14 protein-coding genes are annotated in these 16,830 nt (G+C 72.4%); 7 read left to right on the top strand and 7 right to left on the bottom strand.

Annotated elements, in window-relative coordinates:
* The first annotated feature begins 101 nt into the window (after positions 1-101).
* The 5 genes from VAB18032_RS27415 to VAB18032_RS27395 all read left to right on the top strand — a co-directional run bounded on the left by VAB18032_RS27415 (position 102) and on the right by VAB18032_RS27395 (position 4,377).
* Entirely contained in the window at positions 102-1,112 is a 1,011-nt protein-coding gene (locus tag VAB18032_RS27415) for an ABC transporter ATP-binding protein (RefSeq protein ID WP_043722103.1), read from the top strand.
* Complete coding sequence (locus VAB18032_RS27410) at positions 1,109-2,122, top strand: ABC transporter permease subunit (RefSeq protein WP_013736192.1); 1,014 nt, start codon at positions 1,109-1,111, stop codon at positions 2,120-2,122. Before VAB18032_RS27415 ends, VAB18032_RS27410 begins: the two co-directional genes overlap by 4 nt.
* A 195-nt stretch (positions 2,123-2,317) precedes the next feature.
* Entirely contained in the window at positions 2,318-2,707 is a 390-nt protein-coding gene (locus VAB18032_RS27405; RefSeq protein ID WP_013736191.1) for a DUF3263 domain-containing protein, read from the top strand.
* Positions 2,708-2,788: 81 nt separating this feature from the next.
* The gene (locus VAB18032_RS27400; protein WP_013736190.1) at positions 2,789-3,763 is read left to right on the top strand and encodes a hypothetical protein; all 975 of its coding nucleotides are present in this window, start codon (positions 2,789-2,791) and stop codon (positions 3,761-3,763) included.
* A 104-nt stretch (positions 3,764-3,867) separates the two neighbouring features.
* Positions 3,868-4,377: a GNAT family N-acetyltransferase gene (locus VAB18032_RS27395; protein ID WP_013736189.1), complete on the top strand. Its 510-nt coding sequence runs from the start codon at positions 3,868-3,870 to the stop codon at positions 4,375-4,377.
* Positions 4,378-4,380: 3 nt separating this feature from the next.
* Here VAB18032_RS27395 and VAB18032_RS27390 read toward each other — a convergent pair whose 3' ends face one another.
* The 7 genes from VAB18032_RS27390 to VAB18032_RS27360 are packed head-to-tail and all read right to left on the bottom strand — an operon-like array spanning position 4,381 to position 12,624.
* The gene (locus VAB18032_RS27390) at positions 4,381-6,714 is read right to left on the bottom strand and encodes an AAA family ATPase (RefSeq protein ID WP_013736188.1); all 2,334 of its coding nucleotides are present in this window, start codon (positions 6,712-6,714) and stop codon (positions 4,381-4,383) included.
* Positions 6,715-6,751: 37 nt separating this feature from the next.
* Positions 6,752-7,231: a hypothetical protein gene (locus VAB18032_RS27385; protein WP_013736187.1), complete on the bottom strand. Its 480-nt coding sequence runs from the start codon at positions 7,229-7,231 to the stop codon at positions 6,752-6,754.
* A 41-nt stretch (positions 7,232-7,272) separates the two neighbouring features.
* Positions 7,273-8,025 carry a GTP-binding protein gene (locus tag VAB18032_RS27380; protein ID WP_013736186.1) on the bottom strand — a complete coding sequence of 251 codons (753 nt, stop codon included), beginning with the start codon at positions 8,023-8,025 and terminating at the stop codon, positions 7,273-7,275.
* Complete coding sequence (locus tag VAB18032_RS27375; RefSeq protein WP_013736185.1) at positions 8,003-8,479, bottom strand: DUF742 domain-containing protein; 477 nt, start codon at positions 8,477-8,479, stop codon at positions 8,003-8,005. Before VAB18032_RS27375 ends, VAB18032_RS27380 begins: the two co-directional genes overlap by 23 nt.
* On the bottom strand, positions 8,476-8,946 hold the full coding sequence (locus tag VAB18032_RS27370) for a roadblock/LC7 domain-containing protein (RefSeq protein WP_013736184.1): 471 nt from the start codon (positions 8,944-8,946) through the stop codon (positions 8,476-8,478). Before VAB18032_RS27370 ends, VAB18032_RS27375 begins: the two co-directional genes overlap by 4 nt.
* Positions 8,943-11,465 (bottom strand): sensor histidine kinase, encoded by a 2,523-nt coding sequence (locus tag VAB18032_RS27365; protein WP_013736183.1) that lies wholly within the window; start codon positions 11,463-11,465, stop codon positions 8,943-8,945. The genes VAB18032_RS27370 and VAB18032_RS27365 overlap by 4 nt, the downstream gene beginning before the upstream one ends.
* Positions 11,452-12,624, bottom strand: a complete 1,173-nt coding sequence (locus VAB18032_RS27360; RefSeq protein ID WP_013736182.1) for a hypothetical protein — start codon at positions 12,622-12,624, stop codon at positions 11,452-11,454. Before VAB18032_RS27360 ends, VAB18032_RS27365 begins: the two co-directional genes overlap by 14 nt.
* A 371-nt stretch (positions 12,625-12,995) precedes the next feature.
* Between VAB18032_RS27360 and VAB18032_RS27355 the strand changes: the two genes are divergently transcribed.
* Positions 12,996-15,860, top strand: coding sequence for an alpha/beta fold hydrolase (locus tag VAB18032_RS27355; protein ID WP_013736181.1), 2,865 nt, complete (start codon positions 12,996-12,998; stop codon positions 15,858-15,860).
* Positions 15,860-16,777 carry an ABC transporter permease gene (locus tag VAB18032_RS27350; RefSeq protein WP_043722097.1) on the top strand — a complete coding sequence of 306 codons (918 nt, stop codon included), beginning with the start codon at positions 15,860-15,862 and terminating at the stop codon, positions 16,775-16,777. Before VAB18032_RS27355 ends, VAB18032_RS27350 begins: the two co-directional genes overlap by 1 nt.
* Positions 16,778-16,830: the final 53 nt, after the last annotated feature.

Raw genomic sequence — 16,830 nt, 5'->3', positions numbered from 1 at the left:
GGCGCTGCATACCGGGTATTGCCTTCGGGTGCATACCGAGTATGGTGTCGTGGTCGCCCCCGCAACGGCGGGCGCCCCACACCCAACGGGGGAGGTGCAGCTTGCCAGCTGTCCTGGAAATCGAAGGTCTACGAAAGACGTACCGCAGTCGACGACGCGGCACCCGCAATGCCCTGGACGGCTTCGACATGCGGGTCGAAGCCGGGGAGGTGCACGGCTTCCTCGGCCCCAACGGGTCGGGCAAGACCACCACTCTGCGTACGCTGCTCGGGCTGATCCGCTCCGACGGTGGCCGGATGTCCATTCTCGGCCAGGAGGTGCCGGCGGCGCTGCCCCAGGTGGCCCGTCAGGTCGGCGCGATCGTGGAGAGCCCGCAGTTCTTCCCGCACTTCAGCGCCCGTGACACCCTCTCCCTGCTGGCCAGCGCCGATGAGGTGCCGGCCCAGCGGGTCGACGAGGTGCTGGAACTGGTCGGCCTGCGCGACCGGGCCGGCGAGCGGGTCAAGACGTACTCGCTCGGCATGAAGCAGCGGCTCGCCGTCGCCTCGGCCCTGCTCAAGAGCCCCAGGCTGCTGATCCTGGACGAGCCGGCCAACGGCCTCGACCCGGGCGGCATCCGGGAGATGCGTACGTTGGTGCGCAACCTCGCCGAGTCGGGAATGACTGTGGTGCTCTCCAGCCACATCCTCGGCGAGATCCAGCTGATCTGTGACTCGGTCACCATCATCTCGCTGGGCCGCCGGGTCGCCTTCGGCCCGGTCGACGAGGTGCTCGCCCAGCACTCCTCCGGCGGGGTCCGGGTCCGGCTGGAAGCCGTCATGGACCTGCCGCTCGCCGCGAACGCGCTGCACGGCAACGGTTACCGGGTGACCGCGAACCAGGACCACCTGATGGTCTCCGGAGTGGACAAGCCGGCCACGATCACCCGGCTCCTGGCCGAACAGGGCCTCTACGTCAGCGAACTCGCCCCGGTCACGGTCGACCTGGAGAGCGTCTTCCTCGAGTTGACCAACACCGCGCCGGTTCCCGGCCAGCACCGGCAGGTCGACCATTCCGTACGAGTCGATGGGGCGGCGCCGTCCGCGCCCACCGGGGGAGGTTGGGGCGCGTGAGTCTCTTCCGTACCGAACTGCGCCGGCTGGCCAAGCGGCGCTTCACCCGCTGGATGACCGCGGGTGGCCTGCTGATCCTGGCCCTCGTCGTGGTCGGTCTGTTCGTCACCAACGAGAAGATCGGCACCGAACAGTGGGCTGAGGCCAGGCGGGCCGCCGACAGCAGCCATGCCGAGCAGGTGCGGTGGGCCGAGCAGGAGCGCGCCAACTGCGAGCGGGCCAAGGCGGCGGGCGAGAACGTCGACTATTACCCGGCCGACTGCGCGTCGATCGCCCCACCGGCACGGGAGGACATCCAGGACGAGTGGTATCTCCCGTCGACCTTCGTCTTCAAGGCCAGCGTTCCGGACATGCTCGTCACTCTCGCGGGCATCCTGGCCATGGTCGGCTTCGTGGTGGGCGCCTCCTTCATCGGTGCCGAGTGGAACACCGGCGGAATGATGAACCTGCTGCTGTGGCGACCGAAGCGGTTGAGCGTCCTGCTGACGAAGCTGGGAGCGTTGCTCACCGGGATGCTCGCCGTGGCGCTGTCCGCCTCCGTGGCGTGGTTCGGCATTCTCTGGCTGATCGCCAGCTGGCGCGGGACAACGGACGGGATGACCTCCGGTGTCTGGCAGTCGTTCCTGCTCACCGGGCTGCGCGGGGTCGTGTTGGTGCTGGTCGCGGCAACCGTCGGCTTCGCCCTGGCCTCGCTCGGCCGGCACACCGCGATGGCACTGGGCGGGGCGGTCGCGGTCATGGTGGTCGGCCAGGCCGGGCTCGCCATCCTGCTCGACCTGGCCCAGGTCCGATTCGGCGAGGCGTGGCTGTTGCCCACGTACGTGTACGCCTGGATGACCAAGACCTTGACGCTTGAGGACTGGCGGTCCTGCAACGCCTCCTACACCGGTGAGTGCAACCCGGCCACCCTGGACATCACCTGGCAGCACTCGTCGATCCTGTTCACGGTCGCGGTGGTGATTTTCCTCGGCGGGGCGCTCTGGACGCTCCGTCGGCGGGACATCACCTGATGATCATGACCCGGTGAGGGGCCCGTGGGCGCGATCTCTCCCCGGATCGCGCCCACGGGCGGTGCCCTGGCCCGCCACCTGCCGGCGCGGCATGCGCATCGGCGCGCCGCGCTGCTGGTGCGTCGGCTGTGACCTGTGGTTAGGCTGGGAACCCGGTTGGCGTCGCCCGTGCCGGCCGCCCCCGTGAGGAGCCCCATGTCACCCGCCGACGCCACCCCGACAGCGGAGAGCCCCGACGCCCGGGTGTCGACCAGCGCCGGTGCGGACACTGCCGCGGTGCCGCCCCCGCGATCGGCCCCGGACGACGAGTCGCTACCCCCGAGCACCCCCGATGCCGTCACCGCCGAGGCGACCGACACTCTTGCCGATCGGGAGCGGGAGATCCTCGCGTTCGAACGGCAGTGGTGGCGGCACGCCGGTGCCAAGGAACAGGCCATCCGGGATCGTTTCGGTCTCTCCGCCACCCGCTACTACCAGTTGCTCAACGCGCTGCTGGACAATCCGGCGGCGCTGGCCGCCGACCCGGTGCTGGTCGGCCGGCTACGACGGCTGCGTGCGTCCCGGGCCCGCAACCGCCGCCGCTGAGCCCACCGCCCGCCGAGCCGAAACGGCACCGAGGGCATGTCGGGGCGTCGGGCGGGTAGCCGGGGCGCGGAGGTGGCGGCGATGACCCGAGGTGACCCCGCCGGTTCGAGGCGGACCGGGGTGCAGGTGACGCACCCGGGCAGCGGCACGGGGCCGCCCGAGGCGACGGCCGACGAGCGTCGGCGCGGCATGGCCGTCGGATCCGCGCCGACCATGCGGGTACGCTCCGCGTCCGCTCCACCACCCGGCAGTACGGTCAACGAGGACGTGGTGTTCCAGTTCGGCCCCCTGGTCGGAGTGCTGGACGGGGCGACCGTGCCGGAGGGCTTCGACACCGGCTGCGTACACGGGCCGCAGTGGTACGTCCGGCACCTGGCCGCCCGGCTGGGGCTGGCCGAGGCGGCTCGGCCGGCGGCGACGCTGGTGAGCAACCTGGCGGCGGCGATCCTGGCGGTTCGCGCCGATCACGGGGACCAGTGCGATCTAGATCATCCGGGTACTCCGGCCAGCACCGTCTGCCTGCTGCGCGACGGCGGTGATCAGGTGGACTACCTGGTGCTCTGCGACAGCCCACTGGTGCTCGACACCGGCGACCGGGTCGACGTGATCGTCGACGACCGGCTGGCCTCTGCGGCGGCCGGCCTGCGGGGCACCGCCGCCACGCTGCCCGAGTCGACCGACCGGGCCACCCGGTTGCGGCACGCTGTGTCGGTGCAACGGGAGCGGATGAACCGTACGCACGGTTACTGGGTCGCGGCCGCCGATCCGGACGCGGCGTACCACGCGGTGGTCGGCAGCCTGCCGTTGCGCGGCCCGTCGGCGCTGCGCCGCGCGGTGCTGCTCAGCGACGGAGCCTCCGTCGCCGTGGAGGAGTTCGGGCTGTTCGACTGGGGTGGCCTGCTCGACGTGGTGTCCGCCGAAGGGCCGGGTGGGCTGATCGCCCGGGTGCGGGCCGCCGAGCGGGACCATCCCGACCGGTTGCGCCGGCACAAACGGGCCGACGACGCCTCCGCCGTCTACTGCGAATTCGACCGGCCGGACGACACCGGAATGTGAGGCAGTACCCGATTTCGGCCCGACCGGCCGATCCATTGCACCAGAGGTGCACCTCCTCGCCAACCCGGTGGACTTCCGCTGCCGGGCGCGGAAGACTCCGGCACGTGACGGGTGCGGTCCGGTTGGAGCCGGTGGACGAGCAGAACCTCGAACCGTTGCTCTCCGTAGCGGTCGCCGAGGCGGAACCGGCCGACGTGATGCCGCCGGTGGCGGCACCGGCCGGCTGGTCGCACGCGCGGCGGGAGGCGTTCCGGGAGTTCCACCGGGCCAGCTTCGGTGGGCTCGACGCGGCCACCCGCACCGCCATGTACGCGATCATCGCCGGCGGCGAGGTGGTCGGGATGATCCGGATGACCCGACGTGACGAGCCCGACGTCGTCGAGGTGGGCATGTGGCTCGGCCGCTCCGCCCGCGGCCAGGGCATCGGCGCGGCGGCGTTGCGCGAGTTGTTGAACCTGGCCGCCGCGGCCGGCATGCGGGTCGTGGTCGCCGACACCACACCGGAGAATCGCGGGGCCCTGTCGGTGCTGGAGAAGTGCGGCGCGAAGCTGCGCGAGGACGGCGACCGGGTGCACGCTGAGATCCACCTCGACGCGACACCACCGGCACTCTAGGGCTCAGCCGCGCTGCTCGGCGTACGCGGCCAGCCACGCCACCTGGGCCGGGTCCAGGGACGGCCGCACCCGGGCCCGGGCGGTCTCCACGTGTGCGGCGGTGACCGTGGCGGCGGTCAGCGACTCGCGCATCGCCGCCAGGGCCGCCTCCCGCACCAGCGCCGCGCAGTCGGCGGCCGAGAAACCGTCCAGGTCGGCGCCGAGCGCACCGAGGTCGACGTCCTCGGCGAGCGGCACGTTGCGCGCGGCGGCGCGCAGGATCGCCGCGCGGGCCTCGGCGTCCGGTGGCGGCACGTAGACCAGCCGTTCCAGCCGACCCGGGCGCAGCAGCGCCGGGTCGATCAGGTCGGGCCGGTTGGTCGCGCCGACCACGACGACGTTGCGCAGGGCCTCCACCCCGTCCAACTCGGTGAGCAGGGCGGCGACCACCCGATCGGTGGTGCCGCCGTCGGTGGCCTGGCCGCGTACCGGGGCGAGGGCGTCCAGTTCGTCGAGGAAGACAAGCGTGGGTGCGGCCTCCTGGGCCCGGCGGAACAGTTCGCGTACCGCCCGTTCGCTCTCGCCGACCCACTTCGACAGCAGCTCCGCACCCTTGACCGAGAGCACGTTCGCCCGGCCCGACCCGGCCAGCGCGGTCACCAGGTAGGTCTTGCCGCAGCCGGGCGGCCCGTAGAGCAGCACCCCGCGCGGCGGCTGCACGCCGAGCCGGGCGAAGGTGTCCGGGTAGGTAAGCGGCCAGAGCACCGACTCGGTCAACTGCTGTTTGACCTCGACCAGGTCACCGACGTCGTCGAGGGTGACCCGGGCCAGTTCCAGGGTGGAGGCGGCCATGCTTGTCGGCCGGACCACCTCCAGGGCGGCGGTGAAGTCGGCCATCCGTACCGTCGGGTTCTCGTCCGACTTCTGGCGCAGCGCCGCGCGGATGCCGGCCTCGCGGACCAGCGCGGCCAGGTCGGCGGCGACGAAACCGGGCGTACGCCCCGCCACCTCGTCCAGCCGTACGTCGTCGGCGAGCGGGACCGGGCGGGTCAGCACGGTCAGCTGTTCCCGGCGCAGGGCGGCATCGGGCAGGGGTACGTCGATCCGCAACGAGAGCAGGTCCGGGGCGCGCATCGCCGGGTCGAGGGCCTCCGGCCGGCTGGTGGTGCAGACCACCGCCGCGCCGGCCTGCACGATCTGGGCGAGGCATTGACGGAACACGGTCGCCACCGGCCCCGGGGTGTCCGCCGGGGCGAGCGCCTCCACGTCGGTGACCAACAGCACGGCCGGGCCGTCGGCGATCACCTCCGCGGTGGTCGCCCGCAGCCGGGCGGCGGCCGAGGAGTTGCTCAGGGCGGCGATCTCGGGCGCCCAGAGGGCATGCACCCGGGCACCGACCTGGGCGGCGACTGCCCGCACCAACGCCGACTTGCCGGAACCGGCCGGACCGCTGACCAGCACCCCGAGCGCCACGGTGGTGCTCAACCGGCCCAGCACCTCGCGGTGGTGAAAGCCCAGGTCGAGCAGTTCGGTCAGCTCCTCGGCCTGGGAACGCAGGCCGGGCAGTTCGTCCACCGACGCCACGTGCTCGGTCGACTCGCCGCCCGACCAGCCTGCGGATGCCGCGTCGGCATCGACGTCACCGGCCTGGCCGGCATCGAACCCGCCGAACCGAGCGGCGGTGTCGAACCGGGACGTGTCGGTGGGCGACGGCGTGCCCATGCCACCGGCACCGGCCAGGGACGCGGCGCGACCGGCCAGCGAGCCGGCGACACCGTGGGTGCGGGCCCCGTGCTCCCAGCCGACTGTGGTGTCCATGGTGACCAGGGCACCGACCTCGGGTTCGGCGGCAACGACCCGCAGCAGGGTGCTGGTCCAGGCATAGCCGACCCGGGTCGACAGGCTGCGCCGGGCCACTTCGACCAGGCTGCGCGTCGCGGCGTCGGGCAGCACGTCCTGGGGCAGCAGCGACACGTCGTCCCCGGTGGTGACCACCTTGCCCAGCAGCGCCAACCGGAGCATCTCCGGGGAGACCACCGCGACGACCTCCGCCGGCCCGGCGAGCAGCACCCGGGCCGCCGCGACGGTCGGAGCGGCGCTGACCCGCACCTGGCCGCCGTCGCGTACGCCGAGGTTGCCCAGCATCAGGTCGTCGGCGTGCAGCAGGGCGCTGCTCGCGGTCGGCTCGGCCGGGGCGACGATCCCGGCGGTCACCCGCCGGCCGGTCAACCGGACCGGATCGCCCGGCCGCAGGCCCAGCGCGGTGAGCACCTCGGGGTGCAGCCGGACGATGCCGCGCCGGGCGTCCAGTGCGGCCGCTCGCAGGCTCGCGGTCAAGGTCAACTCGGGTTCGCCCATCGCCCGACCCTAAACGGCCCGATCATCCCGTGTGCGGTCAGCCCGGCGGACCCTCGCTGGTGAGCAGGGACGGGTCGCGGCGGATCAGCTCGGCCAGCCGGGCCGCCGGGTCGCCGGTCAGCGACTCCTGGCGGGCGGGCCAGCCGGCGACGGTGTTCGCCGACAACGGCCAGGACGGCGGTGCCGCCACCGGTTGCCCGGTGACGGTCACCTCCTGGCCGGTCCAGGCCACCCGCAGGTCGTACGCCTGCCCGTCGTGGTCGATCCGGGCGGTGACCGCCGTGCCCGGATGGACCGCGACGGCGGCCCGCAGCGCCTCGGCGACATCGTCGAGCACGTGCCCGCCCGCCTCCCGGGGCGGAGCCCAGCCGGTCCCGTCGTTCCGTCCGCCGGCACCGGACGGGGGTGTCCCGTCCGCCGACCCGGATTCGCCGTCGGCCGGTTCGGTGGACCGGAGACGCAGTGCCTCCTCGCGCCGCCGCATCCGGGCCAGGGTTTCGTCCAGCCCGCCTCGCATCCGCCTCACCCCTTCCCACGAGGGGCTCCGAGCCGGTCGGCTCAGGCCCGCTTGTCCCGGGTGGCCCGGGCCAGCGCCCGGTCCAGGACGACCAGAAGGGCGTCCCGTACCGAGAGCCGATCCCGGGCGTCGAACTGCACCAGAGGTACATGGTCGCCGATCGCCAGGGCCCAACGGATGGCGCCGAGGTCGTGCGCCAGCCGCCCGTCGAAGGCGTTCACCCCGACCACGAAGGGCAGCCCGGCCCGTTCGAAGAAGTCGATCGCCGGGTAGCAGTCGTCCATCCGGGCGCTGTCGACCACCACGAGCGCGCCGAGTGCGCCGCGCGCCAGGTCGTCCCACATGAAGCCGAAGCGGGCCTGACCGGGCGTGCCGAACAGGTACAGCTTGAGACTGCGGTCGATGGTGACGCAGCCGAAGTCCATCGCCACGGTGGTGGTGGTCTTGTCGAAACGCTGTCCCGGATCGTCGACCCCAATTCCGGCGATGGTCATCTCCGCCTCGGTGGTCAGCGGATCGATCTCCGAGATCGACGCCACAGTGGTCGTCTTGCCGACCCCGAACCCACCCGCGATCAGGATCTTGACCGGGATCGGTGGCGCGGGACGCGATGGCGTACCGGTCGCGGCCGGCGCGGCGGCCGGCGGATGGTACGGCTGAGGCGGCGGCAGACTGGCCCGCCCCACCACCGGTGGCGGGGTGGGTGCCGGACCGCCGTAGCGGGCGGTGGCGCTGTTGGCGGAGAGCGCGCCCTGCGGGGCGACCGGCCAGTCAGGAGATTGCACGGAGTCCATCAATCACTCGCAGGATGACGTCGGGGTCGAGGGCGTCGTCGGTGTCGGTGACGTGCACGTCGAGATGGCCGGCGGCGCGCAGGTCCCCCACCAGCACCCGGGTCACGCCGAAGTGCAGCCGGGTCTTCGCGGAGATCTCGGCGACCGAGATCGGCTCACTGCAGAGCGCCACGATCGCCTGAAGCTCCGGAGCCAGCCGGGCGGCTGACAGGTGCCACGCCTCGGCGTCCGACCGGACTGTCACCTGGGTTTCCAGGCCGATCGTCGGGTCCGCCCCGGCCACCCGGCCGGCGGTGAGCACGAACGGGCGCAGGCCGGTCGGCTCGGCCGTCTCCGGCTCCGCCCCGAACGCCGCCGGTGCCCCCTCGGCGTCACCGACCGGGGAGGACGCGCGCAGATAGGGTCGGATCCGGGGCTCCGGCCCTGTCTGCTCACCGGCGGCGTCGTGAGTCACTGCTGGACGGAATTCTTGAGTTCGGCGATCAGACGCGGGGTGAGAGCACTGCCGGCCCGACCGGCGAAGAGCGTCATCTCGTAGGCCACGGTGCCGAGGTTGGCCGACCGGTCGGCCACCACGCCGAGCACCGAGCCGCTGCTGATCGCGCTGATCAGCAGGTACCCCTCGGCCATGTCCACCACGACCCGGTTCAGCCCGCCGAGGGCGTACCAACTGGCGGCGCCGCCGGCCAGGCTGGTCATGCCGGAGACCACGGCGGCGAGCCGTTCCGCGTTGGACCGGTCCTTGATCGCGGACATGGCCATCAGCAGCCCGTCCGACGAGACGGCGATCGCCTCCAGCACGCCCGCCGTGCTGGACGTGAAGGTGTCCAGCAGCCAGTTGAAGGTGCGGGCCTCGGGGCTGAGGTCACCGACCGGGTGGCTCGAGTGGTCGAGGTTCTCGTGTACGTGCGGACTGGTCAATGTGGCGTTCCTTCGTCGTTGCTGCGGTCTGGACGGACATCGCGCAGAGCCCGGGCGACGCCGTTCTCGAACGCGTTGATGAGATCGCGCACCTCGGCCGGGTCGCCGGGGTGGTCGGTGAGCTGCTGCCGGTTGGGCGTCGTGACCAGATTCGCGCCGGGAACCCGCCGGGTCAGGTGGGCCGGAGCGCCGGACGGTGCGGGAGCCACCGGCTCGGGATGAGCGTGCCCCCGCTGCTGTTCGGCTCGGCGTACCCCGGACTCGAACTGTTCGACAAGGGTGCGTGCGGCGGCCGGGTCGGCGGTGGTGGCGTCCGCCGGACCGACCCGGGGGGTGATCCTCGGCAGGCTGGCGCCGGGAACCCGCTGCCGGATCCCGGGCGGCGGGGTGGTGGCACCGGGCGGTGCCGGCGGAACTGGTGTCTGCTGCGTCACAGCCGGGTCGGCTTCGACGCGGGCAGCGGTGGCGAAGGCGTCCCACGACTCGGCCAACTCGATACTCGCGGTGGCCCGGGTCAGCAGCCGCTGGTCGAACCCGCCCGGCCCGCCGGTACCGGCCGCCGCCAGCCCGTCCCCGGGCCGGGCAGGGCTGGCGGGTACCGGTTGCGATGGCGTCGGCAGGGCGGGCCGGACGGTGATCGGGGTGGTCCGCAGATCCGGCTCGGGCGTGCCGAGCACCAGGTCCGGCCGAGCGATCGACAGGGTGGCGGAAACCCCGCCGCCCGGGGTGGCGGAGAGTACGACCCGCCAGCCGTGTCGACGGGCCAGCCGACCCACCACGAACAGCCCGAGCACCTCGGTCGGGACGAGGTCCAGCCGCTCCCGCCGGGTCAGCCGGGCGTTCTCGTCGGCCAGCCGAGCCTCGGTCATGCCGATGCCGTGGTCGACCACGGTCAGCCGGGCACCGTCCTCGGTCAGTTCGCCGTTGACCACCACCCGGGTGTGCGGCGGGGAGAAGACTGTGGCGTTCTCCATCAACTCGGCAAGCGCCAGCACCAGGTCACCGACGATCGCCGGCGCCGCCGAGACCTCGCCGGGAACCTGCACGTCAACCCGGGTGTAGTCCTCGATCTCGCCGAGGGCCAGGCGGACCACGTCGGCGAGCGGGACCGGCGCGGCGTGCACCACGTCGCCGGCCGCGCCCGAGAGCACCACCAGGTTGCCCGCGTTGCGCCGCAGCCGGCTGGAGATGTGGTCGAGCCGGTACAGGTTCTCCAACCGCCCCGGCTCGGTCTCCTGCTGCTCCAACCGGTCGATCAGGGCGATCTGGCGGCCGACGAGGTTCTGCGTACGCCGACCGACGTGACCGAACATCTGGGCCACGTTGCGTCGGCTCGCCACCTGCCGTTCCACCAACTGGGCGGCCGTGGTCTGGACCCGTTCGAAGGCCCGGGCCAGGTCGCCGATCTCGTCGCGGCCCCGGATCTCGACCCGGTCCAGACGGATCGACTGGGCCTGGTCCGCCTCGTCGTCGGCGACCCGCAGCAGCTCGGATTCGGCGACCCGGGCGACCCGGTCGGCGGAGCGGGTGAGCCGGGTCAGCGGCCGGGCGACCGCCCGGCCGATCACCAGGGCGAGCAGCCCGACGACGAGCAGGATCACCAGGACCAGGGCGGTCACCCAGTACGCGGCGGACAGCGCGGCCTGCCGCTCGGCGCGTACCTCGGCGGTGACGTCGGTGACCAGCTTCTTCTCCACGAACTGACCCAGGGTGATCAGCGAGGAGGTGGTCGGGTAGAGCGCCTCGATGGGAATCCGGGACGCCGCGGTGACCGGGTCCAGGGCGCTCTGTTCAAGGAAGTCCTCACCGGCACGGGCGTCCACCGCGGCCTGCTCGATGTCCATCAGCACCAGCTGTTCGGGGGTGAGCAGGCCGAGCATCTGGTTGCTGTCCGCCCGCAGGGTGGCCATGTTTGCCACGAAGGCGGTGGCGAGCGCCGGATTCGGGTCGGCGGCGATCAGCACGATCAGGGCGGCGCCGGCGCTGATCCCTTCGCTCTTGCGCAGGATGCGGTCCAGGGCCAGCACCTGCCGGCCGACCGAGGTGCGGGTGTCCACGTCGTACGGCAGCCGCAACGAGTCGATGAGTGCGAGGTGCACCGGCGCGTACGTGCCCAGGATCTGGTCGACGGTGGCGTGGTTGGCGAGCAGGGCCGTGCGTACGGGTGCCAGTTGCCGGACCCCGTCGAGCGCGGCGGTCACCGCGGGGGTCAGGTCGTCGCCCAGCTCCGCCCGCAGGTCGGCGACCAGGTCGTCCACCTTCGCGATCTCCTGGACCAGGTCGCTGCGGTCGGCCTGGCGCAGCAGCAGACCGACGGCGAGCATTCGTTCCCGTTGCAGGTGTTGCAGCAGGGTGCCGACCCGGTTGGCGACCTGCACGGTGCCGGCGATGTCGTCGGCCCGCTGTGCCACCCCGACCCGCTCCCAGACCACCGGCAGGGTCAGCCCGAGCATGCAGAGCACGGGGACGAGCACCAACAGGGCGAGCTTGCCCCGGATCCGAAGCCTATCGAGCAGCATCGAAGGGCCTCCAGCGATCCGGGTCGGATCCCTGTCCGACCGGCACCGGCGGTCGTTGCGCCGCCATCTGCTCCCAGTGGCTGTCGGACGGCCGGTCCGAACCGGCACGCTCCGGCTCGTTGCCGGACGCGTCGACGGTGCCCGGGTTGTCCCTCGGACGAGACAGCCAGCTGGTCACCGCGAGCGCGATCAGCAGCAGCCCGGCGACCCCACCCGCGCCGAGGACCAGCAGGTTGTCCCGGTTCAGCTCGTCGATCCGCTCGGCCAGCAGTCGGTCGATCTCGTCGAGCAGGACCGGCTGGAGCTGCTTGGCGGCTTCCTGCGCCTCCAGTCGGGCCCCGGTGAGCCGGACCACGTCGAGCTTGCCGGTCTGGTCGGGTTGGGAGGTCAGCGCCATCGCTTCGACTCCCCGCTGGTAGGCGTCGAACGAGCTGAGCACGTTCGCGCCCAGGTCGGCGCTCTCCGAGCTGTCCATCACCGCCCGAAGGTTGTTGACCAGGTCGTTGGCGGGTTGGAGGGCGGCGACCCGGTGGGCGGCCAGCTCACCGAAGGAGCGCAGCTGGTCGGTGGCGGGTCGCCGTTCGATGAGCGTGGCCAGGTCGGTGAGCCGCCCGGCGGCGACCAGGGCCTCCGGCATTTCCTCGCCGACGCCGTCCTGGAGGAAGTGCGAGTCGGCGCCGGCGTCCCGGATCAGACCGCTGCTCTCCCGCACCTTCGTGTGCAGGGCCAGCAGCAGGTCGGTGACCTCGCGGTAGGCGGCGAAGGCGGCCTCCGGGTCCGTCAGCGAGCGTTCCGGCAGCGCCTCCAGCTTCGCCCGGATGCCGGCCCACCGTTCCCCGGTGCGTAGCTCGCCGCCGATCCGGGCGTCGACCGCCGCGACCTGTTCGATCGCCTGTTCCAGGACCTGCCGGGGCAGCGGTCTGCGGGCGATGGCGGCGCTCTGCGCGTTGACAAGCGCCTCGGTGACCGGCGCGAGGGCTCGCAGGTACTCCACCCCCAGCCGTTCCCGCTCGACGACCTCGCGGTCGGCGTCGACGAGCCGGTGGGCCTGCACGGTGAGCAGCGCCACCGGGAGTAGCAGCGCGATGCTGAGCAGCAGCGGCAACAGCCGACCCCGGGTCCGGGGTCGGCGACGGACCCGCGGAGCGGGAACGGTCATGATGATCTCCTTGGGCGGTCGGCGCAGGTGCGGCAGCGGCGTCGACGAGCCGGTCCCGTGCGCCGGACCGGAAACTAATCGAACACCGTTGGTCCGGTACCGGCCTCTCGGGTCGGCTTTGCGTCACTTCCCGCGAGGTGACGCAGCCTCATCGGATCGATCACCGTGGGTGCTGTTCTTGCGAGGTATTAGACGTACTTCCATATGGATTCCGATAGAAGGTAGGAATTTCCACAATGGGAAGTCGTCCCAAAGGTTGGCCCGATGGACGATGTGCGGTCGACCCCCTCCCGGGTGACGTTCGGCTGAACAGAACGGACGTACGGCGGAACTCAGCTAATACACAGGTTTCGCGCCGTACCGTGTGGCGAATGAAATCGCCGATCTCGGCCGCGCGGCTGCGCCGTGCCCTGCCCACCGGTCGCCGGGCCGTCGCGGTGTCGGTGGCCGTCGTCCTGCTGGCCGCCGTCGTGGTCTGGGCCGCCTGGCCGGATCGCCCGGGTTTCCGCACCGAGTCCGCGATGCTCACCGTCGCGTCCGGACCGAGCGGCAACGAGCCGGTCGACCTGGACACCACGTTGTACCTGCCGAATGACGCCGAGGCGGACCGGAAGGTGCCGGCGGTGCTGCTCGCCCACGGCTTCGGCGGCACCAAGAACTCGGTCCGTACCGACGCCGAGGAGTTGGCCGACCGGGGCTACGCGGTGCTGACCTGGACCGCGCGAGGGTTCGGCCGCAGCGGGGGCCAGATCCATCTGGACAACCCCGACTACGAGGTACGCGACGCCCAGCGCCTGCTGGACTGGCTGGCCGCGCGGCCGGAGATCCGTACCGACGGCGACGGTGACCCGCGGGTGGGCGTCGTCGGCGGCTCCTACGGCGGCGGCCTGGCGCTGCTGCTGGCCGCCCAGGACCAGCGGGTGGACGCGATCGTCCCGATGATCACCTGGAACGACCTGTCCCGCGCGTTCCTGCCGGAGAGCACCGGCGGGGAACCGACCCGTGGGGTGTTCAAGTCCGGCTGGGCCGGCATCTTCTTCGGCGGCGGCGGGAACGTGGGCTCCGGTCCGGCGGGGATCTCCGGCAACACCGCCGAGGCCCCGGAGGGGGCACCGGCACCGGGCCCGCCCAGCCCGGCACCCGGGCAGGGGCCGGGCACCGCACCGGGCGCCCCGACCACCGCCGCCATCCCGGACCCGGCGTGTGGCCGGTTCGCCCCCGACGTGTGTGCCGCGTACCTGAGCATCGCCGTCACCGGGCAGGCCGACCAGGCCGCCGTCGACCTGCTGCGGCGCTCCAGCCCGGCCGGGGTGCTGGACCGGATCAAGGCGCCCACCCTGCTGGTGCAGGGGGCGGCGGACACCCTCTTCCCACTCGGCGAGGCCGACGCCAACGCCCGGGGCATCGCCGCCAACGGCACCCCGGTGCGGGTCGCCTGGTTCACCGGCGGCCACGACGGCGGGGCGGGTCCGCGTACCGACTCCGACCGGGTGAAGTTCCTGACCGCCCAGTGGCTCGACCACTACGTCGCGGGAACGGCCGCCACGCCGGGAGACAGCTTCACCTTCTCCCGGATCGCCGGCTTCGACGCGCTGGACCGGGGACTGGTGGCGACCGGCTACCGCACCACCGACTACCCGGGCCTGAACGGGCAGTCCCGGCAGGAGGTGGCGCTCGCCGGGCCGCCCCAGCCGGTCGCCAACCCGCCCGCCGGCAACCCGGCGGCGATCTCCTCGGTGCCCTTCGCCGGCTCGCTGAGCTCGCTGCTCAGCGGGGTGGCCGCCGACATACCGGGCCAGCACGCCCGGTTCGACTCCGAGCCGCTGACCGAGGCCGTCGACGTGGTCGGGTCGCCCACCGTGCAGATCCGCGCGGCGTCGCCCACCGGCGAGGCGGTGCTCTTCGCCAAGCTCTACGACGTCAATCCGGAAGGGGCGGCCACCCTGCCGAGTGGGCTGATCGCTCCGATCCGGTTGACCGGCCTGCCGACCCAGGTCGCCGAGGCCACACCGGTGACGGTCACCCTGCCGGCGATCGTGCACCGGGTCGAGGCCGGGCATCGCCTCCGGTTGGTCCTGGCCACCTCGGACCAGGCGTACACCACCCCGGTCGAGCCGACCGTCTACCAGGTCGCGGCCACCGGCCCGGTGAGCCTGCCCGCCGTCGACGCCGAGCCGATCCCCACCGAGGCGGTGCTCTGGCGCTGGATCCTGGTCGGGCTGCTCGCCGCGATCGTGCTCGGGCTCGTCGTGCTCGTGCTCCTGTTGCGCCTGCGGCACCGCCGCCAGGACACCTCCGTGCACCCGGAGTACGCGGACACGCCGCTGGCCGTGCGCCATCTGCGCAAGGAGTACGCCGACGGCTTCGTCGCCGTCTCCGAGGTGGACTTCGAGGTGCACCCCGGTCAGGTGGTCGGCCTGCTCGGGCCGAACGGTGCCGGCAAGACCACCACCCTGCGGGTGCTGATGGGGCTGACCCAGCCGACCGCCGGAGAGATCTACGTCTTCGGGCACCGACTGGTCCCCGGCTCGCCGGTGCTCTCGCGGATCGGCGCACTGGTCGAGGGACCCGGCTTCCTGCCGCACCTGTCCGGGCTGGAGAACCTGAAGGCGTACTGGCGGGCGACCGGGCGACCGGAGGCCGACGCGCACTTCGACCAGGCGTTGGAGATCGCCGGGCTCGGCTCGTCGGTGCACCGCAAGGTGCGCAAGTACAGCCACGGCATGCGCCAGCGGCTGGCCATCGCCCAGGCCATGCTCGGCCTGCCCGAGTTGCTGGTGCTCGACGAACCCACCGACGGGCTGGACCCGCCGCAGATCGCCGAGATGCGCCGGGTGCTCCAGCGCTACGCCACCGACGGGCGAGCGGTGCTGGTCTCCAGCCATCTGCTCGCCGAGGTGGAGCAGACCTGCACCCACGCCGTGGTGGTCAACAAGGGCCGGATCGTCGCCTCCGGACCGGTCGAGGAGATCGTCGGTGACTCGCCAAGCGTGCTGTTCGAGGTGAGTGATCCGGCGGCGGCCCGGGAGGTGCTTGCCGATCTCGGCGGGGTGCGGGTGCTCGACGACACCGACGGGCAGCTGGTGGTCGACACGAACGGCACCGCCCGCAGCGAGGTGGTGGCCGAGTTGGTCCGGGCCGGGATCGGAGTGGACCGGGTGGTGCCTCGGCGCCGCCTGGAGGACGCCTTCCTCGCCCTGGTGGGGGAGAACTCTCGGGGAAGCGGGGACCGGTGATGGCGGGATCGACTGTCGAACCCACGCGCGGCGGAGGCGAGCCCACGTCGGCCGCCGGGGTGGCCGCCTCGGGTGCCGGGGCCGGTTACCGGCCCTCGCGGACCCTGCCGTTCGCGGCGGAGTTCCGGCGGCAGGCGTCGCGGCGGCGTACCCAACTGGCGCTCGGCTTCATGGTGCTGCTGCCGTTGATCATTCTGATCGCCTTCCAGTTCGACACCGGGGACGACGACAGTGGCCGGGGTGAGTTCGGCAGCCTGGTCTCCTTCGCCACCTCCGGCGGGTTGAACTTCACCCTGTTCACCATCTTCGTGTCCGCGTCGTTCCTGCTGGTCGTGGTGGTGGCGCTGTTCTGCGGCGACACGGTGGCCAGTGAGGCGAGCTGGGGCAGCCTGCGTTACCTGCTGGCGATTCCGGTGCCGCGGGCCCGGCTGCTGACGATCAAGCTGTTGGTCGCGTTGACCTACTCGGGGTTGGCGCTGGTGCTGCTCGCCGGCACGGCCCTGCTCATCGGCACCCTCCGGTACGGCTGGTCGCCACTGCGCAGCACGGTCGCCGCCCAGTTGGAGCCGGGCGAGGGCCTGCTGCGGCTGCTCGCCGTCCTCGGCTACCTCGCGGTGGTGCTGCTGGTCGTCGCCGGTCTGGCGTTCCTGCTCTCGGTGATCACGGACGCCGCACTCGGTGCGGTGGGTGGTGCGGTCCTGCTGTGGATCCTGTCCAGCATTCTGGACCAGATCACCGCGCTCGGCGCGATCCGGTCCTTCCTACCCACCCACTACAGCACTGCCTGGCTGGGGCTGCTCTCCACACCGGTGCAGACCGACGACATCGTCCGTGGTGCCGTCTCCGCGATCTGCTACGCCACCGCTTTCTGGGGGCTGGCCTTCTGGCGCTTCACCCGCAAGGACGTCGTCTCGTAGCCCGGCCGCGCCGCAGGCTCCTGGTCGGTGCGCCCTGTATCAGGACGTCGTCG

Origin of the sequence: Micromonospora maris AB-18-032, assembly GCF_000204155.1 — a bacterium.
GTDB lineage: Bacteria > Actinomycetota > Actinomycetes > Mycobacteriales > Micromonosporaceae > Micromonospora > Micromonospora gifhornensis.
Note: the sequence above shows the minus strand (reverse complement) of the source record. Positions and strands in the feature narration are given on the sequence as shown.

Coding starts and splice junctions, on each gene's coding strand:
- VAB18032_RS27405 (WP_013736191.1), top strand. CDS start 2,318: ATGTCACCCGCCGACGCCACCCCGACAGCGGAGAGCCCCGACGCCCGG.
- VAB18032_RS27350 (WP_043722097.1), top strand. CDS start 15,860: ATGGCGGGATCGACTGTCGAACCCACGCGCGGCGGAGGCGAGCCCACG.
- VAB18032_RS27385 (WP_013736187.1), bottom strand. CDS start 7,231: ATGCGAGGCGGGCTGGACGAAACCCTGGCCCGGATGCGGCGGCGCGAG.
- VAB18032_RS27390 (WP_013736188.1), bottom strand. CDS start 6,714: ATGGGCGAACCCGAGTTGACCTTGACCGCGAGCCTGCGAGCGGCCGCA.
- VAB18032_RS27360 (WP_013736182.1), bottom strand. CDS start 12,624: ATGACCGTTCCCGCTCCGCGGGTCCGTCGCCGACCCCGGACCCGGGGT.
- VAB18032_RS27400 (WP_013736190.1), top strand. CDS start 2,789: ATGACCCGAGGTGACCCCGCCGGTTCGAGGCGGACCGGGGTGCAGGTG.
- VAB18032_RS27365 (WP_013736183.1), bottom strand. CDS start 11,465: ATGCTGCTCGATAGGCTTCGGATCCGGGGCAAGCTCGCCCTGTTGGTG.
- VAB18032_RS27355 (WP_013736181.1), top strand. CDS start 12,996: ATGAAATCGCCGATCTCGGCCGCGCGGCTGCGCCGTGCCCTGCCCACC.
- VAB18032_RS27380 (WP_013736186.1), bottom strand. CDS start 8,025: ATGGACTCCGTGCAATCTCCTGACTGGCCGGTCGCCCCGCAGGGCGCG.